At 64.8% G+C, this 20976-nt stretch carries 22 protein-coding genes; 15 read left to right on the top strand and 7 right to left on the bottom strand.

Going from position 1 to position 20976, the window contains the following annotated elements; genetic code table 11:
• The 11 genes from AX735_RS11305 to AX735_RS11255 form a co-directional block, all read left to right on the top strand.
• Positions 1–421 (top strand): methyltransferase (locus AX735_RS11305; RefSeq protein ID WP_446471807.1); only part of this gene is annotated, 421 nt, incomplete at its 5' end.
• Positions 422–585: 164 nt separating this feature from the next.
• Positions 586–1512, top strand: coding sequence for a chlorophyll synthesis pathway protein BchC (gene bchC / locus AX735_RS11300; RefSeq protein WP_066280009.1), 927 nt, complete (start codon positions 586–588; stop codon positions 1510–1512).
• Positions 1509–2507: a chlorophyllide a reductase iron protein subunit X gene (locus AX735_RS11295; RefSeq protein WP_066279970.1), complete on the top strand. Its 999-nt coding sequence runs from the start codon at positions 1509–1511 to the stop codon at positions 2505–2507. Before bchC ends, AX735_RS11295 begins: the two co-directional genes overlap by 4 nt.
• Positions 2504–4048, top strand: a complete 1545-nt coding sequence (bchY, locus tag AX735_RS11290; protein ID WP_066279966.1) for a chlorophyllide a reductase subunit Y — start codon at positions 2504–2506, stop codon at positions 4046–4048. Before AX735_RS11295 ends, bchY begins: the two co-directional genes overlap by 4 nt.
• On the top strand, positions 4045–5499 hold the full coding sequence (gene bchZ, locus AX735_RS11285; RefSeq protein WP_066279959.1) for a chlorophyllide a reductase subunit Z: 1455 nt from the start codon (positions 4045–4047) through the stop codon (positions 5497–5499). The genes bchY and bchZ overlap by 4 nt, the downstream gene beginning before the upstream one ends.
• Positions 5500–5631: 132 nt before the next feature.
• Positions 5632–5844 (top strand): light-harvesting antenna LH1, beta subunit, encoded by a 213-nt coding sequence (pufB, locus tag AX735_RS11280; RefSeq protein ID WP_023839307.1) that lies wholly within the window; start codon positions 5632–5634, stop codon positions 5842–5844.
• Positions 5845–5859: 15 nt separating this feature from the next.
• Entirely contained in the window at positions 5860–6045 is a 186-nt protein-coding gene (pufA, locus tag AX735_RS11275) for a light-harvesting antenna LH1, alpha subunit (protein WP_023839308.1), read from the top strand.
• A gap of 176 nt (positions 6046–6221) precedes the next feature.
• Entirely contained in the window at positions 6222–7046 is an 825-nt protein-coding gene (gene pufL, locus AX735_RS11270; RefSeq protein ID WP_023839309.1) for a photosynthetic reaction center subunit L, read from the top strand.
• A gap of 14 nt (positions 7047–7060) precedes the next feature.
• Positions 7061–8116 carry a photosynthetic reaction center subunit M gene (gene pufM / locus AX735_RS11265; RefSeq protein ID WP_066279956.1) on the top strand — a complete coding sequence of 352 codons (1056 nt, stop codon included), beginning with the start codon at positions 7061–7063 and terminating at the stop codon, positions 8114–8116.
• Between the two features lie 5 nt (positions 8117–8121).
• A complete protein-coding gene (pufC, locus tag AX735_RS11260; RefSeq protein WP_066279947.1) occupies positions 8122–9264 on the top strand; it encodes a photosynthetic reaction center cytochrome PufC in 1143 nt (380 codons plus the stop codon).
• Between the two features lie 57 nt (positions 9265–9321).
• Positions 9322–10053 (top strand): hypothetical protein, encoded by a 732-nt coding sequence (locus tag AX735_RS11255; RefSeq protein ID WP_066279945.1) that lies wholly within the window; start codon positions 9322–9324, stop codon positions 10051–10053.
• Positions 10054–10227: 174 nt separating this feature from the next.
• On the opposite strand, the gene AX735_RS11250 is transcribed toward AX735_RS11255, so the two are convergent.
• The 5 genes from AX735_RS11250 to AX735_RS11230 all read right to left on the bottom strand — a co-directional run bounded on the left by AX735_RS11250 (position 10228) and on the right by AX735_RS11230 (position 14308).
• Positions 10228–10551: an HNH endonuclease gene (locus tag AX735_RS11250; protein WP_171007792.1), complete on the bottom strand. Its 324-nt coding sequence runs from the start codon at positions 10549–10551 to the stop codon at positions 10228–10230.
• 7 nt (positions 10552–10558) lie between these two features.
• Positions 10559–11914 (bottom strand): amidohydrolase, encoded by a 1356-nt coding sequence (locus tag AX735_RS11245; RefSeq protein ID WP_066279942.1) that lies wholly within the window; start codon positions 11912–11914, stop codon positions 10559–10561.
• Between the two features lie 184 nt (positions 11915–12098).
• Positions 12099–12494: a VOC family protein gene (locus AX735_RS11240; protein WP_066279940.1), complete on the bottom strand. Its 396-nt coding sequence runs from the start codon at positions 12492–12494 to the stop codon at positions 12099–12101.
• 54 nt (positions 12495–12548) lie between these two features.
• A complete protein-coding gene (locus tag AX735_RS11235) occupies positions 12549–13649 on the bottom strand; it encodes a serine hydrolase domain-containing protein (protein WP_171007791.1) in 1101 nt (366 codons plus the stop codon).
• Positions 13650–13756: 107 nt separating this feature from the next.
• Positions 13757–14308: a DUF3617 domain-containing protein gene (locus tag AX735_RS11230; RefSeq protein ID WP_066279935.1), complete on the bottom strand. Its 552-nt coding sequence runs from the start codon at positions 14306–14308 to the stop codon at positions 13757–13759.
• Positions 14309–14444: 136 nt separating this feature from the next.
• On the opposite strand from AX735_RS11230, the gene uvrB reads away from it, so the two are divergent.
• The 4 genes from uvrB to AX735_RS11210 all read left to right on the top strand — a co-directional run bounded on the left by uvrB (position 14445) and on the right by AX735_RS11210 (position 17853).
• Positions 14445–16625 carry an excinuclease ABC subunit UvrB gene (uvrB, locus tag AX735_RS11225; protein WP_066279932.1) on the top strand — a complete coding sequence of 727 codons (2181 nt, stop codon included), beginning with the start codon at positions 14445–14447 and terminating at the stop codon, positions 16623–16625.
• A 79-nt stretch (positions 16626–16704) separates the two neighbouring features.
• On the top strand, positions 16705–17082 hold the full coding sequence (locus tag AX735_RS11220; protein WP_082751047.1) for a type II toxin-antitoxin system RelE/ParE family toxin: 378 nt from the start codon (positions 16705–16707) through the stop codon (positions 17080–17082).
• Positions 17060–17347 (top strand): addiction module antidote protein, encoded by a 288-nt coding sequence (locus tag AX735_RS11215; RefSeq protein ID WP_066279930.1) that lies wholly within the window; start codon positions 17060–17062, stop codon positions 17345–17347. The genes AX735_RS11220 and AX735_RS11215 overlap by 23 nt, the downstream gene beginning before the upstream one ends.
• A gap of 101 nt (positions 17348–17448) precedes the next feature.
• Positions 17449–17853 (top strand): hypothetical protein, encoded by a 405-nt coding sequence (locus tag AX735_RS11210; RefSeq protein WP_066279928.1) that lies wholly within the window; start codon positions 17449–17451, stop codon positions 17851–17853.
• A gap of 9 nt (positions 17854–17862) precedes the next feature.
• Here the strand turns inward: AX735_RS11210 and AX735_RS11205 are convergent, their stop codons facing one another.
• Together AX735_RS11205 and AX735_RS11200 are read right to left on the bottom strand one after the other, a co-directional pair.
• On the bottom strand, positions 17863–19932 hold the full coding sequence (locus AX735_RS11205) for a protein-disulfide reductase DsbD family protein (protein ID WP_066279995.1): 2070 nt from the start codon (positions 19930–19932) through the stop codon (positions 17863–17865).
• Positions 19933–20010: 78 nt separating this feature from the next.
• On the bottom strand, positions 20011–20952 hold the full coding sequence (locus AX735_RS11200; protein WP_066279919.1) for a right-handed parallel beta-helix repeat-containing protein: 942 nt from the start codon (positions 20950–20952) through the stop codon (positions 20011–20013).
• Between the last annotated feature and the right edge of the window lie 24 nt (positions 20953–20976).

The following is a 20976-nucleotide window of genomic DNA, read 5'->3' as shown; positions in this document are numbered from 1 at the left end:
GTTCGATCTGCCCGCCGTCACCGCGATCGGCGCGCGCCAGCTGGGCGAGGCGGGCGTGCGCGTTACGGCGCATCCCGGCGATTTCCGCAATGACCAGATTCCCGCCGGCTATGATCTCATCACGCTGGTCCGCATCCTGCACGATCATGACGACGATCTGGCGCAGAGCCTGCTCGCCAAGGTGCGCGCCGCGCTGAAGCCCGGCGACACGCTGCTGATCGCAGAACCGATGGCGGGGACGCCGGGCGCAGAGGCGATGGCGGATGCCTATTTCGGCTTCTATCTGCTCGCGATGGGCTCGGGCCGCGCGCGCACGCCGGACGAGATCGGCGCGATGCTGGACAAGGCAGGCTTTGCCCGCTGGACTGAACGCCGCACCGGCCTGCCCATCGTCACGCGGGTGATTGCCGCTACGGCCTGACCTCCCCTTGTTGCAAAACGCTCGCATTCCGTCGCGGAACTAATGCGCCTCAAGCTGTAAACCTAGATTGACACTAGAGGGCGTTAATATAAGATGACACCTTGATGGAAGGTCCCTCTCCGGGATCGGATCACAAGAACAAGGGGAGCGCGCACGTGCAGGCAATGGCCGTCATTTTCGAAGCGCCGCATCGCCTTGCGCTTCGCCCCCTCGCGCTGAACGCGCCCGAATCGGGCGATGTCGTGGTCGAGATCGCCTGGAGCGGCATCAGCACCGGCACCGAAAAGCTGCTGTTCACCGGCAAGATGCCCAATTTTCCCGGCATGGGGTATCCGCTGGTCCCCGGTTATGAATCGGTCGGCCGCATCGTCGAGTCGGGCAGCGAATGCCGTGGCCGGATCGGTGAATGGGTGTTCGTGCCTGGTGCCAACTGCTTTGCCGATGCGCGCGGTCTGTTCGGCGGATCGGCGCGGCGGCTGGTGGTGCCTTCGGCCCGTGCGCTGCCGATCGACGAGAGCTGGGGCAGCGATGGCGTGCTGTTCGCGCTCGCGGCTACGGCGCTGCACGCGATGGCGGGCGGCGAAGCCCCCGACCTGATCGTCGGCCATGGCATTCTCGGCCGATTGCTCGCGCGGCTCACCATCGCCAGCGGCGCGCCCGCGCCCACCGTCTGGGAAATCGATGCCGAGCGCGCAGCGGGCGACCATGGCTATGCCGTGATCCATCCCGACGCGGACGAGCGCCGCGACTATCGCAGCATCTGCGATGTCAGCGGAGATTCGGGCTTGCTCGATACGCTGATCGGTCGCCTGGCGAAGCGGGGCGAAGTGACACTCGCCGGTTTCTACCAGCAGCCGCTCAGCTTCACCTTTCCCCCGGCCTTCATGCGCGAGGCGCGCATCCGCGTCGCCGCCGAATGGGGTCCGGACGATCTGGTCGCGATCCGTGCGATGGTCTCCAGCGGGGCGCTCAGCCTTTCGGGACTGGTCAGCCATGTCCAGCCCGTCGCCGATGCGCCCGCTGCGTATCCGACAGCGTTCACCGATCCCACCTGCCTCAAGATGATACTCGATTGGAGCGCTTGCGCATGACGATGCTTGAAAACTCTGGTCCCGATGTCACCGCGTTGCGCGAGGAAGCCGCGCACGAACCCGATCCCGTGGCCACCGGCCCGGTGACCAAGGAAACGCAGATCATCGCGATCTACGGCAAGGGTGGATCGGGCAAGAGCTTTGCCCTGTCGAACCTCAGCTACATGATGGCGCAGCAGGGCAAGCGCGTGCTGCTGATCGGCTGCGATCCCAAGTCCGATACCACCAGTCTGCTGTTCGGCGGCAAGGCCTGCCCGACCATCATCGAGACCAGCAGCGCCAAGAAGCTCGCCGGCGAAGAGGTGCGCATCGAGGATGTCTGCTTCCAGCGCGACGGCGTGTTCGCGATGGAACTGGGCGGCCCCGAAGTGGGACGCGGCTGCGGCGGACGCGGCATCATCCATGGCTTCGAACTGCTCGAGAAGCTGGGCTTCCATGACTGGGGCTTCGATTTCGTGCTGCTCGATTTCCTCGGCGACGTGGTCTGCGGCGGCTTCGGCCTGCCGATCGCGCGCGACATGTGCCAGAAGGTGATCGTGGTCGGATCGAACGACCTGCAATCGCTCTATGTCGCCAACAATGTCTGCAAGGCGGTCGACTATTTCGGCAAGATGGGCGGCAATGTCGGCGTCGCGGGCATCCTGATCAACAAGGATGACGGCACCGGCGAGGCGCAGGCCTTTGCCGAGGCGGTGGGCATTCCGGTGCTCGCCTCGATCCCCGCGAACGAGGACATTCGCCGCAAGTCGGCCAATTACCAGATCATCGGCCGCCCCGATACCGAATGGGCGCCGCTGTTCGAGGAACTGGCGATCAACGTCGCCGATGCCCAGCCGACCCATCCGCGCCCGCTCACGCAGGACGGGCTGCTCGGCCTGTTCAAGCCCGAGGATACCGGCGGCAATGTCGAGCTGGTCCCCGCGACTCAGGCGGACATGCGCGGCGGCGTGTTCGAGGAAAAGCCCTCGCTCGAAGTGGTGTACGACCAGATATGAGCGACAGCCCCGCCTTTCCCGCGCCACGCAGTCCTGACCGGATCGACCTTGCGGCGGTTCCCGTCGAGGGCGGCTGCGCGTCGAAAGACACGATGCGCGCGGCGGCGGAGCAGGCGGGCAAGGGCGAGGTTCTGGCGCGCTATGCCGCCGATTATCCCCCCGATCCTTCCCAAGGCCCGCACGATCAGCCGCAAAGCATGTGCCCGGCCTTCGGATCGCTCCGGGTAGGCCTGCGGATGCGGCGCACGGCGACGATCCTGTCGGGATCGGCCTGCTGCGTCTATGGGCTGACCTTCACCTCGCATTTCTACGGCGCGCGCCGCTCGGTCGGCTATGTGCCGTTCAGCTCGGAGACGCTGGTCACCGGGAAGCTCTACGAGGATATTCGCGACGCAGTCCACCAGATGGCGGACCCCGCGCTCTACGACACCATCGTCGTGACCAACCTGTGCGTGCCGACCGCCTCGGGCGTGCCGCTCCAGGGCCTGCCCAAGGCGATCAACGGCGTGCGCGTTATCGGCATCGATGTGCCCGGTTTCGGCGTGCCGACGCATGCCGAGGCCAAGGACGTGCTGGCCGGCGCCATGCTCGCCTATGCCCGCAAGGAAGCTTCACAGGGGCCGGTTGCCAGCCCCAGCCATCGACCGGACCGGCCGACGGTGACTCTCCTGGGTGAGATGTTCCCCGCTGACCCGGTTGGCATCGGGCAATTGCTCGAGCCCCTGGGCCTCGCGGCCGGCCCGGTCGTTCCCACCCGCGAATGGCGCGAGCTGTACAGCGCGCTCGATTGTGCTGCGGTCGCCGCGATCCATCCGTTCTACACCGCCAGCATCCGCGAGTTCGAGGCGGCGGGCCGTCCGGTGATCGGTTCCGCGCCGGTCGGCGTCGATGGCACGGCGGCCTGGCTCGATGCCGTGGGCGCGGCCTGCGGAATCGCGCAGGACAAGGTCGATGCGGCGAAGGAAAGGTTCCTGCCCGCGATCCGCGCCGCGCTCGCCGCCAGCCCGATCCAGGGCCGCATCACCGTTTCGGGCTATGAAGGCTCCGAACTGCTGGTCGCCCGGCTGCTGATCGAGAGCGGGGCGGAGGTGCCCTATGTCGGCACCGCCTGCCCCAGGACGCGCTGGTCCGAACCCGACCGTGCTTGGCTCGAGGCGCGCGGCGTGCGCATCCAGTATCGCGCCAGCCTGGAACAGGATATTGCCGCGGTCGAGGAATTCCGCCCGAACCTGGCGATCGGCACCACCCCGGTGGTCCAGCACGCCAAGAGCGAGGCGATCCCGGCGCTCTATTTCACCAATCTCATCTCGGCGCGCCCGCTGATGGGTCCGGCGGGCGCCGGTTCGCTCGCGGTCGTCATCAACGCCGCGCTCGCCAATCAGGACCGGTTCAACCGGATGCAGAGCTTCTTCGATGGCGTTGGCCAGGAAGAGAATGCCGGCATCTGGCGCGACACCCCGGTCGACCGGCCCGAGTTCAAGAAGAAATATGCCGCGCGCATGGCGGGCCTCTCGAAGTCCGAGGAGGCGGTCGGCACATGACGCTCATCATCGATCACGATCGGGCCGGCGGCTATTGGGGCGCGGTCTATGCGTTCACCGCGATCAAGGGCCTGCAGGTGATCATCGACGGTCCCGTGGGCTGCGAGAACCTGCCGGTCACCTCGGTATTGCACTATACCGACGCCCTGCCGCCGCACGAGCTGCCCATTGTCGTCACGGGGCTGGGCGAGGAAGAGCTGGGCAAGACCGGCACCGAAGCGGCGATGCGCCGCGCCTGGCAGACGCTCGACCCCGATCTTCCCGCGGTGGTCGTCACCGGTTCGATCGCCGAGATGATCGGCGGCGGCGTCACCCCCAATGGCACCAATATCCGCCGCTTCCTGCCGCGCACGATCGACGAGGACCAGTGGCAGGCCGCCGATCGCGCGCTGACCTGGCTGTGGACCGAATTCGGTCCCAAGAAGGTCAAGCCGCTCGCCCCCCGCAAGGAAGGCGTGAAGCCCAAGGTCAACATCATCGGTCCGATCTACGGCACGTTCAACATGCCGAGCGACCTGGCCGAGATCCAGCGGCTGGTCGAGGGCATCGGCTGCGAGCTCAACATGGTCTTCCCGCTGGGCAGCCATCTGGCCGATGTGAAGAAGCTCGCCGATGCGGAAGTGAACATCTGCATGTACCGCGAGTTCGGCCGCAACCTGTGCGAGACGCTCGAACGGCCTTATCTGCAGGCACCGATTGGTCTTGAATCGACCACGCTCTTCCTGCGCAAGCTGGGGGAGCTGACCGGGATCAACCCCGAGCCGTTCATCGATCGCGAGAAGCACACGACGATCAAGCCGCTCTGGGACCTGTGGCGCTCGGTCACGCAGGATTTCTTCGGCACCGCAAGCTTCGGCATCCATGCCAATGAGACCTATGCGCGCGGCATCCGCAATTTCCTCGAGCACGACATGGGGCTGCCGTGCAATTTCGCCTTCAGCCGCACCGCTGGGGTGAAGCCCGACAACGAGGCGGTGCGGCAGGCGATCCGCACCAACCCGCCGCTGGTGATGTTCGGCAGCTATAACGAGCGCATGTACATGGCCGAATGCGGCGCGCGCGGCATGTACATTCCGGCAAGCTTCCCCGGCGCGGTCATCCGCCGCCACACGGGCACGCCGGTGATGGGCTATTCGGGTGCGACCTGGCTGGTGCAGGAAGTGTGCAATGCGCTGTTTGACGCGCTGTTCCACATCCTGCCGCTGTCGAGCCAGATGGATGCGGTGGCGGCGACGCCGGCCAGGATCGAGCGGGAACTCGCCTGGACGCCGCAAGCCAAGGCCATGCTCGACCGGCTGGTCGACGCGCAGCCGGTGCTGGTGCGCATCTCTGCGGCCAAGACATTGCGCGATGCTGCGGAGAGGGCAGCGCGGCGCGCAGGCGAAGATTCAGTAACCGAGGTGCGGCTGGTGGAGGAAGCCGTCGCACAGAATATGGGTGAGGTCGCGTGAGCGTCTTGTCCAGTCATCGGCCTTGGGACGGGGCCTCCAACTATCCGCGTCGGGTTTGCGCCCGCACGGATAATCGCCTGGAAGGCGCCCACGCGGCGTTCTTCCAAATCTGGAAGCTAAGGAGAATATCTCATGGCAGATGAAGGGATGGGTCCCACGACCTACCTCACAGAAAGCGAGGCGAAGGAGTTCCACAAGCTCTTCGTCGCCAGTTTCGCTTTCTTCACCATCGTCGCGATCATCGCGCACGTACTGGTTTGGCAATGGCGCCCCTGGTTCCCGGGCACGCCCGGCTATGAAGCGACATCGAGCCTCGACCCGGTGACCGACGTTCAGCTCAGCTAAGAAGGAAACCTGATCATGCATAGAATGTGGCAATCATTCGACGGCAACAGGATCCTGACTGCGCTCGCGGTCTTCCTGTTCGTCCTCGCACTTCTCATCCACTTCATCCTGTTGAGCACAAATCGCTACAACTGGCTGGAGCCCCCTATGCCGGCAGCTGCACCTGCGGCGGTTGCTGCGGCATCGGCGATTACACCCTGACTTAAGGGTAATGCCAGTGTGTCGCCTTGCCAGGCGATGAGGGCGGACCTGTGGGACCGGTTTTCACCGGTCCGCCCCTTTCACTGGATGCATGAGAACAAACGAGTCCCCGCATACGGGGAATAATCATTCACGCTCGCCGCACCTATCGCGGCGGCGAACGAAGGAGTCTGGCAATGGCGCTCTTGAGCTTCGAGAGAAAATATCGCGTCAGAGGCGGAACATTGGTCGGCGGGGATCTGTTCGATTTCTGGGTCGGGCCATTTTATGTCGGCTTCTTCGGGATCACGACGCTGTTCTTCGCCTCGCTCGGCACTGCGCTCATCTTTTACGGTGCATCGCAGGGCGGAACCTGGAACCCCTGGCTGATCAGCATCGCGCCGCCGGACCTGAAATACGGGCTTGGCCTCGCACCGCTGAAAGAAGGGGGCTTGTGGCAGATCATCACGGTCTGCGCGATCGGGGCGTTCGTCAGCTGGGCGCTGCGCGAGGTGGAAATCTGCCGAAAGCTGGGCATGGGCTATCATGTGCCCGTCGCCTTCGGCTTCGCGATCTTCGCCTATGTGACGCTGGTGGTGTTCCGCCCGTTCCTGCTGGGCGCCTGGGGACATGGCTTCCCCTATGGCATTTTCAGCCATCTCGACTGGGTGTCGAACGTCGGCTACCAGTATCTGCACTTCCACTACAACCCGGCGCACATGCTCGCCGTGTCGTTCTTCTTCACCACCACGCTCGCGCTTTCGATGCACGGCGCGCTGGTCCTTTCGGCCACCAACCCGGCCAAGGGTGAGGAAGTGAAATCACCCGAATATGAAGACACCTTCTTCCGCGACCTGATCGGCTATTCGGTCGGCACGCTCGGCATTCACCGCGTGGGCCTGCTGCTGGCGCTGAACGCCGGGTTCTGGAGCGCTGTGTGCATCATCATATCCGGACCGTTCTGGACCCGCGGCTGGCCCGAATGGTGGACGTGGTGGCTCAACCTGCCGATCTGGATGTGAGAGGGGTAATCACCATGGCAAGCTACCAAAATATCTTCACCCAGGTCCAGTTGCGCGGGCATCCCGAAATGGGGATGCCGCACAAGGACGACAGCGAACCGCGCATCCCGCTTACCGCCTATAGCTACTGGATGGGCAAGCTGGGTCAGGCGCAGCTCGGGCCGCTCTATCTCGGCAAGCTGGGCCTCGCATCGCTGCTCTTCGGCAGCCTGTCGATCGCGATCATGGGTCTCAACATGCTGGCTTCGGTCAACTGGAACCCCAATCGGTTCCTCAAGGAATTCTTCTGGCTGGCGCTCGAACCGCCGGGTCCGGAATGGGGCTTCTCGGTCTATGTGCCCTTGGCCGAGGGCGGCTGGTGGATCATCGCGGGCTTCTTCCTGACCGCCTCGATCCTGCTCTGGTGGGCCCGCACCTATCTCCGCGCCAAGGCGCTGGGCATGGGAACGCACATCGCCTGGGCCTTTGCGAGCGCGATCTGGCTGTATCTGGTGCTCGGCATCATCCGCCCGTTCCTGCTCGGCAGCTGGTCGGAAGCCGTGCCCTTCGGCATCTTCCCGCACCTCGATTGGACCGCGGCTTTCTCGATCCGTTACGGCAACCTGTTCTACAATCCGTTCCACGCGCTTTCGATCGCCTTCCTGTATGGCTCCACCTTGCTTTTTGCGATGCATGGCGCCACAATTCTCGCTGTGGGTCGCTATGGTGGCGAGCGCGAGATCGAACAGATCTACGATCGCGGAACGGCCAGCGAACGCGCCGGACTGTTCTGGCGCTGGACCATGGGCTTCAATGCTACCATGGAATCGATCCATCGTTGGGCCTGGTGGTTTGCGGTGCTGACCACACTTACCGGCGGCATCGGCATCCTGCTCACCGGCACGGTTGTCGATAACTGGTATCTCTGGGCTCAGGAGCATGGTTTTGCGCCTGCCTATCCCGATACCGGTGTTGTTGATCCGAGCACGAGTTTCGTCGCACCGGCTCCGGTGCCGGCGGAACCGAGCCTGATGGCTGCGGACCCTGGCGCTGCTGCGCCTGCGGCCCCCAGCCCGGCAGAAGGGAACTGACAGCCATGTTGACCCTATCCAAACTCACCACCATGGGAGCGCTGGCCGTGGCCGCGCTCTCGCTCGGGGCCTGTGACATCGGCCCCAAGACCTCCGAACAGGGCGGTTTCCGGGGAACCGGCATTGCCCAGATCAGCGATCCTGACAACAAGATCGATCCCGGCACCGTTCCGCCGCCTCCCTATGAGCTTCCGCCCCCATCGGGTCCGAAGGCAAGCGAGGTGTATCAGAACGTCAAGGTGCTGGGTCATGTCAGCCAGGAAGAGTTCGACTATACCATGGCGGCGATCACCCAGTGGATCGTTCCGGCCGACGCCCCGCCTGAACAGGCCGGGTGCAACTACTGCCACAATGCCGAAAATCTGGCCGACGACAGCAAATATACCAAGGTTGTCGCGCGCCGGATGATCCAGATGACGCAGAACATCAACCAGAACTACTCGGACCACGTCAAGAAGACCGGCGTGACCTGCTATACCTGCCATCGCGGCAATGCGGTGCCGAAATATGTCTGGACCGATCCCAAGCCCAGCGACGGGCGTCTGATGGGCAACAAGCGTGGCCAGAACACGCCCAGCCCGGTGACCGCCTATGCCTCGCTGCCACTGAGCACGGCGAGCATGTATCTGGGGCTCGATGCCAAGGCGGCGCGGGTGCAATCGAAGACGATCCACCCCACGACGCTGAACCTCAAGGGCACCAAGGATGCGGAAGCCAATTACGCGATCATGATGCACCTGTCGCGATCGCTGAACGTCAACTGCACCTATTGCCACAACAGCCGTGCCTTTGCGCAATGGGGCCAGTCGAGCCCGCAGCGCGCCCAGGCCTGGTACGGCCTGCAGATGGTCAAGAATGCCAATCAGGAATATATCCACCCGCTGACCAGCGTATTCCCGGCCAACCGGCTCGGACCGCAGGGGGATCCGTACAAGACCAACTGCGCCACCTGCCACCAGATCCAGCGCAAGCCGCTGGGCGGGGCGCAGATGGCCAAGGACTATCCGGCCCTGCTGACGCTCGGACCCAAGGGAGCTGTGCCTGGCGCAGCGCCTGCCGGTGCGGCTCCGGCCATGCCGGGCATGCAAGCGCCTGCTCCGGCAGCAGCGGCGGCAGCGCCTGCTGCGGCTGCGGCGGCCGGGAACTGACCTGACGAAATCCTCTCCCAGCAAGCTGGGGGAGGATTTCTGATCGAGTAAGCGCCCATGTACCTGTTCGAAGCCCTGGTTGTCCTCCACGTCATCTGCGGGGCAACCGGGCTGATCGCGTTCTGGGTGCCGATCGCCTCGCGCAAGGGCGGCGCGGCGCATCGCAAATGGGGGCGGGTGGCGACGCTCGCCTTTATCGGCGCGGGCCTGCTCGCGATCGCGATGGCGCTGCTGTCGCTCTACGGTCCCGAAAAGCGGCTGCCGATGATCACCGACCGGGTGCTGTTCGACGGGCTGTTCGGCTGGATGATGCTCTATCTCGGCATGCTGACCATCGGCTTTGCGGTCTATGGCCTCGCCGTCGTCCGCCACCGCGCCAACCGCGCGGCGCTGCGCGCGCCGCATTACCTCGCGCTGTTCGGCGCGGTGATCGCCTCGGCCGCCTGGTGCGGCTATTACGGGCTGATGATCGCGCAACCGCTGATGGCCGCGCTCGCCGTGGTCGGGCTGACTGCGGTGGTAACGCAGCTCTTCTATGTCTGGCGGCCCAGCGCGCCGCCGCGCGCGCATGTGCCCGAACATTTCCGCGCGCTGCTCGGCATGGGCATATCGGCCTATACCGCCTTCCTCTCGGTCGGGCTGATCCGGCTGGTGCCCGATCATGTCTTCAATCCGCTGATCTGGGCGGTGCCGAGCATCATCGGGGTGAGCCTGATCATCCGCTATACGCTCGCTCACCGCCCGCGCGCGGGCAGTGGGACCAGGTCCGTGCAGCGGCGGCAGGCCTAGGAGAGCGCGCGCATGAAGGACTGGATCGTCAACAATCTGGGCATCATCGAGATGCTGATGTCAGGCGTGCTGGTGCTCGGCTTCTGCGCCTGGCAGTATTGGAGCGTCAGCCGGCCCGACAAGGGGGAATAGGCTGAGCGGGGGGGCATCTGGCTCAAAAGGACCGCTGCCCCCTTACCGCTCCTTCTTCTTCGTCGGCGCGTTGAAATCCGCAGGCTTTCCCGCGACCCAAGTCAGGAACTTGGCAATTTCCGGATGATCGCGCAGTGCCTGCACGTCCTCGCCGATCCGGCCCAGCTCGGCATTGGTGAAATGCGCGTGGATGGTGCGGTGGCAGATCGGGTGAACCGCGACGCGGGCCTTGCCGCCTTTCGATTTGGGCACCGGATGGTGCCATTCGATCAGCTCGCCGAGATCGCGCCCGCACAGCCAGCACGGCTCGGGCGGCGGTGCAGCGGCTTCGTCCTCTTCCTCTTCCCAGGCGCGGCGTTTGGGCATGGCCGGATCAGTCCGCGGTCGGGCCGTTGCCGGGGCCGAGCAGATCGATGACCGCGGTCACCATCGCCTCAGTCGCCAGTGTGATCGATTCGCGCGGCATGACCTTGAAGAACGGGCTGTGATGCGCCGGCAGCGTCAGCTTGCCCGCCCTGGCAGCGTCGATATCCGCCTGCGGGGTGCCGCCGACGTTGAAGTACAGCCCCGGCACATCGGTATTGGGCGCGACGAAATAGGCGAAATCCTCCGCGCCCATGCCGGTCTGCGGCTCGCTGGTCAGCAGCGCGGCCTCGCCAAAGCGCCTGGCGAAGGTCTTGGTGATCCGCTCGGTCAGCGGCTTGTCGTTGACCGTCACCGGGGTCGATTCGAAGCCGACCTTCACCTGGGGCAGCTTGTCTTCGGGCAGGCCGTTCAAGCGCCCGACATTCTCGGCAATGCGCTTGATCCCGTCGAGCAGCTTCTGGCGCACCGCATTGTCGTTCGACCGGACGGTGAGCTGCAGCTCGGCCTTGTCCGAAATGATGTTGTGCTTGAAGCCAGAATGGAACGAGCCGACCGTCACCACGCCAGCCTCGAGCGGGGAGATCTCGCGCGAGACCAAAGTCTGCAGCGCCATCACGATCTCCGCGCCCATCACGATCGGGTCCTTGCCCATGTGCGGATAGGCGCCGTGCGTGCCGACGCCGAAAATGGTGATGTCGACCGAATCCGAAGACGAGGCGGTGAGCCCCGGCTGGATCTCGATCTTGCCCGTGGGCGTCCCGGCGGAGACGTGGAAGGCCAGCGCGTAATCAGGCTTGGGGAACCGGGTGTACAGGCCGTCCTGCATCATCTTGGCCGCGCCGCCGATCCGCTCTTCCGCCGGTTGCGCGACGAACACCACGGTGCCCTTCCACTGGTCCTTCATCGCGGCGAGGCGGCGCGCGGTGCCGATCATCGAGGTGATGTGCGTGTCGTGCCCGCACGCGTGCATCACCGGCTTTTCGGTGCCGTCGATATCGACCTGTTTCACCTTCGAGGCATAGGGCAGGCCGCTATCCTCGGCGAGCGGCAGGCCGTCCATATCGGCGCGCACCATGATCACCGGGCCGTCGCCATTCTTCATGATGCCGACCACGCCGGTCACGCCGACGCCCTCGGTGACCGTGGCACCGGCGGCGCGCAGTTCGGCCGCGATGATCTTTGCGGTGCGCGTTTCCTTGAACGACAGTTCGGGATTGGCGTGGAAATCGAGGAACAGCTTTTCGAGCTTCGCGTCATAATCGCTCGCCACCGCCTTGCCGAGCGCATCCTGCGCCTGCGCCGGTGCGAAGAGCGCGAGTGCCATCGCGCTGCCGATCAGGCCGAAAGCTGTTGCTCTGTTCATCGATTTCCCCTTTTTCCCCAAGGCGTTCCTGCGTCGCTCGCGCGACTATAGCGCCTGCCATCGCGGAATCTATCGTCATTCCCGCGAAAGCGGGAATCCCGCTTGTGCAGGACGGTTGAAGGGGAGCGGGACCCCCGCCTGCGCGGGGGTGACGATGTTCACGAAGGGCGAAGGATCGGCAAGATCAATCCGCCGGACCTACCTTGAACGCGCAAAGCTTGTTGCCGTCAAGGTCGCGGAAATAGGCGCCGTAAAAGGCCTGGTCGCCCTCGGGGCCGCGCAGGCCCGGTTCGCCCTCGCAGGTGCCGCCGAGTTCGAGCGCCCTGGCGTGAAGCATGTCGACCTTGGCGCGCGCATCCATGGCCAGCGCGACCATGGTACCGTTGCCCGCGGTCGCCGGTTCGCCATTATAGGGCCGAGTGATGGCGATGCCCGGCGTGCCCCAGGCGGTGCCGAACAGCGTGAAGCCGTTTTCCTCCATCCGCATCAGTTCGCTGCCGCCCAGCGCGCCGACCAGCCCTGCATAGAAAGCGCGCGCCTTGTCGAGATCGTTGGATCCGACGGTAACATATCCGATCATGTGGTGTCTCCTGCTCGCCCGGCCCGACTCCGGCCAGTTGCAGATCGCAACCTATCATGGACATGTGTCGAGGCAATGACCTATCGGGTAATCTTCCGCATTTCCCGTGCTGATCCGTACAACACCTTCACCGCTTGCCCGGTTGACCCACAAACCTGCGCGCAGCCCATAGGCCTCGCCCGGATGGCCGATCCACACCGATCCGTCGGGCTTCTCGATCCGCTGCACGCCGAGTCCGAAGGCCTGGAAATAGCCGCGATCGTCATCGCCATTGCTGCCATCGAAGCGCCATTGCGCGCGGGTGAGTTCGGCGAAGGACTCCGGGATGAGCAGCCCGTCGCCGCCGTTCAGCAGCATCTGGCCCAGCCGCGCGAGGCCACCGGCGGAAATGCGCATGCCGCCTTGCGGGCTGAAGGCCGATCCGTTTCTGCCCGGCGCATAAAGCTCGATATCGCATCGACCATCGCTCGTGGGCACATAGGCGCACTGGTCGGGCGCGCCAATCCAGTCATCGCGCGCGATCGTACCATCGGGATTGTAGAGCGTGATCGCGGTCTTGGCTGCGCCCGGCTTGCAGCCCGACCAGTTGTAGCAGGCGGGGATGGCGAGCGGATCGAACACCTCTTCGGCCATGATCCGGTCGAAGCGCTTGCCGCTCGCCGCCTCCATCACCGCAGCGATGACAGGGAAGTTGACATTGGCATAGCGGAAATAGGCGCCGGGGGCATGGGTCGCATCCCAGGCTCCGGGTTTGGCGAGAAGATCGGCGAGGCTGGCATCGAGCGGGATGAAATAGCCTGCATCATCCTTCAGCCCCGACTGGTGCGACAGCAACAGTCGCAGCGTGATCTTCTGCGCCGGGAACCCCGGATGCACGACCCGCCAGCCGAGATAGAGCGACACGTCGCGGTCGAGATCGAGCACCGCCTTGTCGACCAGCCGCATCACCGCGACGCCCACCGCAAGCTTCGAGATCGAGGCGATGCGCACCGGATCGTCGAGCGTTGCCTCGCGCATGCTCGGGCGGTGGGCAAGGCCGGTGACCTTGCCGCGATCGAGCCGGTCGGCGGTGAATTTCAGCTCGATGCGGACATTCTCATCGGTCTGCGCGGTGGCTGGGACGCTGAGGGCAGCCACTACCATGACAGTCAGCACCGTCATTCCCGCGAAGGCGGGAATCCCGCTTTTGCGCAAAAGTCGCTGCAGGAAGCGGGATCCCCGCGTGCGCGGGGGTGACGGAAGCAAGGACATGGCTCGAAAGATCAGGCCTTGCATTCGCCGATGCGCTTGCCACTGTTTTTCGCCTTCATCGTCATGCTGCCGAACTCCTTGGAGCCCATCACCATATCCATCTGCATATCATAGCTGGTCGCGGTATACGTTCCGGTCAATTTGATGTCGCCCTGCTGGCCTGGTTGCTTGCCCTTGCAGGCAATGACTGCATTGACCTTGCCGTCGGACAGATCCAGCGTCTTGTAGCTACATTCGCCATTCTCGGCTCCGGCGAGGAAGTCCGCGCCAGGCTTGCTGGCCTGTTCCTTGCTCAGACAGTTCTTGACCGCCTGCGGTTTGCCGACCTGCTGTTTCAAAGCGTCCTGCAGCTGCGGGGGCATCTTGCTTTTGGCAAAATCGACGTCAAGCATCTCGACCTTGTTCTCCCATTCGCCGGGGCTGAACTTGATCGATTCGGCTTCCTTGGCGACCTCTTCCTTGCTGATCTTGCCGTCGCCATCCGTGTCTGCGCCGCCGCCGCCGCTGCAGGCCGCCAAGGCGAGCAGCGGCAGGGCCAGGATCGAAACAGTCTGCATCTTCATGGGGGTTCTCCATAAGGGGTTCGGGGATGCGCGACCGCATGTCCTTGTTGGCTCGCGACCCTAAAGACGCGCCCCGCGCAATGCAATCGCATCCCCGCCCTTGCGCCGGTGCCGCTCGCTCCGCATATCTCGCATCATGGCTGAACTGGTAATCCGACGCGGGCTGGAAGAGCCGCAAACCGATGGCACGTTCGTGCCGCACAAGCCGCAGCGGCCCGAAAAGGCCGAGGGCGGGCGGCGGTTCAAGCTGGTCAGCGATTACACCCCTTCGGGCGACCAGCCCACCGCGATCAAGGAACTGGTCGAGGGCATCAAGGCGCAGGACCGCGACCAGGTGCTGCTCGGCGTCACCGGATCGGGCAAGACCTTCACCATGGCGCAGGTGATCGAGCAGACGCAGCGTCCCGCGCTGATCCTCGCGCCGAACAAGATCCTCGCCGCGCAGCTTTATGGCGAGTTCAAGAGCTTCTTCCCCGAAAACGCGGTCGAATATTTCGTCAGCTATTACGATTATTACCAGCCCGAAGCCTATGTGCCGCGCAGCGACACCTATATCGAGAAGGAATCGAGCGTTAACGAGGCGATTGACCGGATGCGGCATTCGGCGACGCGGTCGCTGCTCGAGCGCGACGATGTGATCATCGTCGCCTCGGTGTCGTGCATCTACGGCATCGGTTCGGTCGAGACCTATTCGGCGATGATCTTCGACATCAAGGCGGGCGAGAGCGTCGACCAGCGCGAGCTGATCCGCAAGCTGGTCGCGCTTCAGTATAAGCGCAACGATGCCAGCTTCACCCGCGGCAATTTCCGCGTCCGCGGCGATACGCTCGAACTCTTCCCCTCGCATTACGAGGATGTCGCCTGGCGCATCTCGTTCTTCGGCGACGAGGTGGAATCGATCGCCGAGTTCGATCCCTTGACCGGCAAGCCCGGCGCGAAGCTGGCGCAAGTGCGCGTCTATGCGAATTCGCACTATGTGACACCCGGCCCGACGATGCAGCAGGCCAGTGCCGCGATCCGGTTCGAGTTGACCGAGCGGCTGAAGGAACTGGAGGCCGAAGGGCGGCTGCTCGAGGCGCAGCGGCTCGAGCAGCGCACCAATTTCGACCTCGAGATGATCGCGGCAACGGGCAGCTGCGCTGGCATCGAGAACTATTCGCGCTTCCTCACCGGGCGCCTGCCGGGCGAGCCGCCGCCGACCCTGTTCGAATATCTGCCCGAAAACGCGCTACTGTTCATCGACGAAAGCCACCAGACCGTTCCGCAGATCGGCGCGATGGCGCGCGGCGACCACCGGCGCAAGCTGACGCTCGCCGAATATGGCTTCCGCCTGCCCAGCTGTATCGACAACCGGCCGTTGCGTTTCAACGAATGGGACGCGATGCGTCCGCAGACGGTCAGCGTCTCGGCGACGCCCGGTAACTGGGAGATGGAGCAGACCGGCGGCGTGTTCGCCGAACAGGTCATCCGCCCCACCGGGCTCATCGACCCGCCGGTCGAGATCAAACCGGTCGAGGAGCAGGTCGACGACCTGATCGCCGAGTGCAAGAAGGTCGCCGCCGCGGGATATCGCACGCTCGTCACCACGCTCACCAAGCGCATGGCCGAGGATCTGACCGAGTACATGCACGAGGCCGGGATCAAGGTCCGCTACATGCACTCGGACGTCGAGACGCTCGAGCGCATCGAACTGATCCGCGACCTGCGCATGGGTGTCTATGACGTGCTGATCGGCATCAACCTGCTGCGCGAGGGGCTCGACATTCCCGAATGCGGGCTGGTCGCGATCCTCGATGCCGACAAGGAAGGGTTCCTGCGCTCCGAAACCTCGCTGATCCAGACGATCGGCCGCGCCGCGCGCAATGTCGAAGGTCGCGTGATCCTCTATGCCGACCGCATCACCGGCAGCATGGAGCGCGCGCTCAACGAGACCAACCGCCGCCGCGAGAAGCAGATCGCGTACAATACCGAACACGGCATCACGCCGACCACGATCAAGCGCAATATCGGCGACATCATCGCGCATGTCGCGAGCAAGGACAGCGTGCTGGTCGACACCGGCGTCGACGACCGCCCGCACATGGTCGGCCACAATCTGCGCGCCTATATCGAGGACCTCGAAAAGAAGATGCGCGCCGCCGCTGCCGATCTGGAATTCGAGGAAGCAGGAAGGCTGCGCGACGAGATCCGCAAGCTGGAGGCGGAGGAGCTGGGGCTCCCGGTGGAGCAGCGCGTCGCCGCGCCCAAAGGACGGGCGACCGAGGGCAAGCCGGGGACGCGAAAAATGCGTTACGGGAAAACGCAGCGGAAGTTTTGAGGGGTTTTGGGCGCTGAAAAAGCCCAATGGCGACACCATCAGCGATGACGCATAAGCTTGGCTTTCCGGAGCAGTACCGATGACCAGGCCTAACGACGGATCGATTGACAAAAACCCGCCTGTCCTTTATAAAGGACAGCAATTCAGCGTTACGCAGACCGAACAGTTTGCAGCCTGGCTTAAGGCGTTGCGCGATCTTGAAGGGCGGGCAAGAATCCTGAAGCGGCTGCGCAGGCTGGCCGATGGACATTTCGGCGACTGCAAGGCTGTGGGCGAAGGCGTGTCGGAGCTCCGCATGTTCTTCGGCCCCGGTTACCGCGCATATTTCACGATGGTGGGCGACACGGTGGTGTTGCTGCTGGTCGGCGGAGACAAGGACAGCCAGCCGCGCGATATTGCACTGGCTCGTAAGCTCGCGAAAGAGGTGCTTAGTGATGGTGGAGACCAGGACGTTTGATCCCGCAGAGTTTCTGACCAGCGAAGACGATGTTGTCCGCTATCTCAACGTCTGGATGGAAGATGGCACCCCACAGGAAATTGCCCGGGCGCTGGGGGATGTGGCGCGATCCAAGGGCATGACCGAGATCGCCAAGCGCACCGGGCTTGGCCGTCAGGCGCTCTACAATGCGCTGTCAGAGAACGGCAATCCGACGCTCGAAACGCTGATGGCCGTGCTGTCCGCCCTTGGTCTCCGCCTCTCGGTGACGCGCGACGCCGCCTGACCGCTATTGCCATCGCCGCCGAAACGCGGCACGCATCGTTCCAGCGGGTCGCACCGTGGCCCCGTGCATTTCGGCGGGGCAAGACTGATCGGACGTCCTGCATGGTTTCTTCCCTTTTCTCGCGCCTCCTTGTTGGCGCTGCAGCCCTTGGCGCGCTGGCTACCCCGGCGCATGCCCAGACCCTGTCCGACAAGGACGGGTATGACTCGCTGCTGAGCTGCGCGGCGTTCTTTTCGGCGGCTGCAGCGGTAACCGAGGACGACAAGAAAACCAGCGGCGAGGCGACCGAGCTGGCGACGGCGTTCATGACCGGCGCGGTGCTGCTGGCGCCGGGCGGTGACAGCGCCAAGGCGGAAAAGGCGCTCGAGGAACAGGCGCAGATATTTGCGGTGGCGATGGTCGCCGATGACAAGGCAATGGCCAAGGATCTCGAAGGCCTGGCCGACAATTGTGGGACGCTGGGCGAGCAATATCTGCCCGAAGTGCTGGCGCGCGCAGGCGAATAACGCTCGGCCTCAGCCGGGCAGCGCGGTCAGCGTATCGACGGTCAGCACCTGCGGCAGGATCACCGGCTCGCGGCCCGGCGCATACCAGACGTAGAGCGGTACGCCCGATCGGCCCTGCGCCTCGAGATAGCGGCTGATCTCGGCATCGCGCCGCGTCCAGTCGCCTTCGAGCACCACGACGCCCGCTTTCCTGAACGCCGCTGCGGTCGCCTCGCGCTGGATCGCGGCGGCCTCGTTCGCCTTGCAGGTGATGCACCAGTCGGCGGTGAAATAGGCGAAGACCGGTTTGCCATCGGCGCGCAATTTGGCGAGCTTCGCCTCGCTGAACGGCTGGACGGGGAGCGTGGCATTGGCCGTGCGCGCCGAGGCGGACGGCGCGGCATCGATCGGCAGCGCGGCGATCGCCGCGACCGCAACGGCCAGCGAGGGGGCGAGTGCGATCCAGCCGCTCTTGCCCGCGCTCTGCCGCGCGCCCAGCCACCACAGCAGCAGCGCCAGCGCCATCGCGGCGGCCAGCCCGAAAAGGACCCCGCTATTGCCTGTCTGCTGGCCGAGCAGCCAGACCAGCGCCAGGGCCGTCAAGAACATCGGCACCGCCATGATCCGGCGGAAGGCACTCATCCAGGCACCGGGGCGCGGCATCATCCGACGAAGGGCTGGCACGAAACCGACCGCGAGAAAGGGCAGCGCGAGCCCGAGGCCCAGCCCGGCAAAGACCAGCAGCGCGGCGGGCCAGGGCAGCACCAGCGCGGTGCCCATCGCGGCGGCCATGAACGGCGCGGTGCAGGGCGTTGCGACAAAGGCTGCGAGCGCGCCGGTCCAGAACGATCCCGCCGCGCCCTGTTTCTGCGTCAGGCTGCCACCCGCCGAGACGGTGGCGAACTCGAACAGTCCGGCAAGGTTGAACGCTATGGCGGTAACCAGCAGCAGCAGCGCGAGGATGATGCGCGGGTCCTGCAGCTGGAATGCCCAGCCGATCTGCTCTCCGCCCGCGCGCAGGGCGATCAGCAGACCGCCCAGCCCCAGGCACACCAGCACGATGCCCGCAGTATAGGCGATTGCATCGCGCCGCGCCGCGCGTTCGTCGCCGCCCGCCTTGGCCAGGCTGATCGCCTTGAGGCTGAGGATCGGGAAGACGCACGGCATGATGTTGAGCAGCAGCCCGCCGAGCAAGGCACCGCCCAGCGCGGTGGCGAGCAGCGCGAGCATGTCGCCTTCGGCTGTTGTGTTACCGGCGGCGCTTTCGATCCGCGTGCCGCCGGGGGCAACCGTGCCGGGCTTCGCCACCAGATCGAGCCCCATATTCTCGCCGATGCGCAGCACGCCGCCGATTTCCGCAGCGTCACTGCCCGCGACCTCGGTCTCGACGATCAGCCGGTCACCGTCGCGGAAAAAGCTCTGCGGCGCGCGATAACTGAGCGCCTTGTCGGTGCGCGCGAAAAAATGCGGGGCGTCGATTGCGCCAGCGGCGGGAAAGGGGATGGCGATGCGCAGGATCTTGCCGTCGCGCGCAAAGGTCGCTTCGGAGCCGAGCGGCGCGGGCAGACGCTGCCGCCACGCGTCGAAGCGGGCGCGCGCGGCCTTGTCGATGCCGTTCTTGCCGACGGTGAGGCGCGTGGTCAGCGTCGCGCTCTCGGGCACGCAGATCTCGTCGGTGCACGCCAGCCAGTCGGCCCTGACGCTGATCGGCAATACCGTGCCGGGGGTGAGCGTGGGATCGAGCTTTAGCGCGACCAGCGGCGCATAGGGGCCTTCATAGACATGGTTCATCAGCCCCGCGATGATCAGCGTCTGCGGCACGGGGTAGCGCAGCGGGCCGACGGAAACGCCCTTGGGCAGCGTCCATTCGAGCGTCATGCCAAGCCCGGCATCGCCCGGATTTTCCCAATATCCGTGCCAGCCCTTTTTGGGCGTCATGGCAAAGGCGAGATCGACCGTGCTGCCAGGCGCAGGATCGGCGCTTTCGGCGACCAGCGATGCGGCGATGTTGTTCGGCCCGCGCTGGAGCGGCTGGGCTGCAGCGGGCAGGGTAAGCGCCAGCAGGAAGATAGCCCAAAGGGTCCGGAAGAAAGCCAGCATGATCGCCGCCATGTAGAGGGTTTGTGGGCCAAAACCAATGGCCCTTCGGCGGACGTTTCGCTTTGCAGAACCCGGCGGTTACCGCTGATCGTAGGCGCTCAAGCCCCTGCCCAACCGGTTTTCGCCCAGAGGGATGCGGTCACGGCTCCAGTTGGCGATGAACCAGGTGGCGCGATCGACGCCGGGGGCCAGGCTCGCATCATTGCCGTAGATCTGTAGCCCCGCGGAGCTGTAGCTGCGACCTTCGGCGGCGACAGCGATAAAGGCCGACCAGTTTTCCTTGTTCTGACCCTGGACGAAGATGTTGCGGGTGATCTCGCCGCTCGCGCCGCCAGGCAGGTCGATCATGTAGTTGGTGCCATTGCCCTGGCTGTCGTCGAAGCTCGAGTCGGTGATCGACACCTGCGCAGCGCGGCTCTTCACATAATGGCCGCCCTGGCCGCGTTCGAAGCGCGAGCGGGTGACGGTGAGCGATCCGTAATCGCCGATATAGATCGAATGCGCGCAATCCGACGCGCAGATGCCGAGGCCCGAAAAGCTCGACTTGTCGATGACGATCCGTCCGCCCGGATTCTGGGCCGTGAGAATGCCCTGCTGGCTGTTGCGGAACAGGCTGTTGAACACGCTGAGATCGCCCCATTCCAGCCTGATGCCGGCGCCGTTCTCATCGGGCACGCCGATATTCTGGAAGATCAGCCCCTCGACCCGTGCGCTGCGGCCGCGCAGCACCAGCGTCGCCTTGCCTTCGCACACACCGCCGTCGAAGATCGCGGTGCCCGGGGTGGCGGCGCGATAGGTGATGTTGCCCGCCTCCTGCACCGCGCAATCGCGCCAGATGCCGGGTGCGACCTCGATCGTGCCGGTGCCGCCGCCGATCTTGTTCACGGCATCGGACAGCGAGCGATAGGTCTTGCCGGTCTCGGCGATGCGATAGGGCATGGGACGCTGCTGTTGCGCGAAAAGGGGCAGGGCACTGATCAGGGCCAGCGCGGCGACAAGGATGATGCGAAGCGTGGTCATGCCCAATGTCATACCATGCTCGCT

Source organism: Blastomonas sp. CCH1-A6 (assembly GCF_001556365.1).
Classification (GTDB): domain Bacteria; phylum Pseudomonadota; class Alphaproteobacteria; order Sphingomonadales; family Sphingomonadaceae; genus Blastomonas; species Blastomonas ursincola.
Note: the sequence above shows the minus strand (reverse complement) of the source record. Positions and strands in the feature narration are given on the sequence as shown.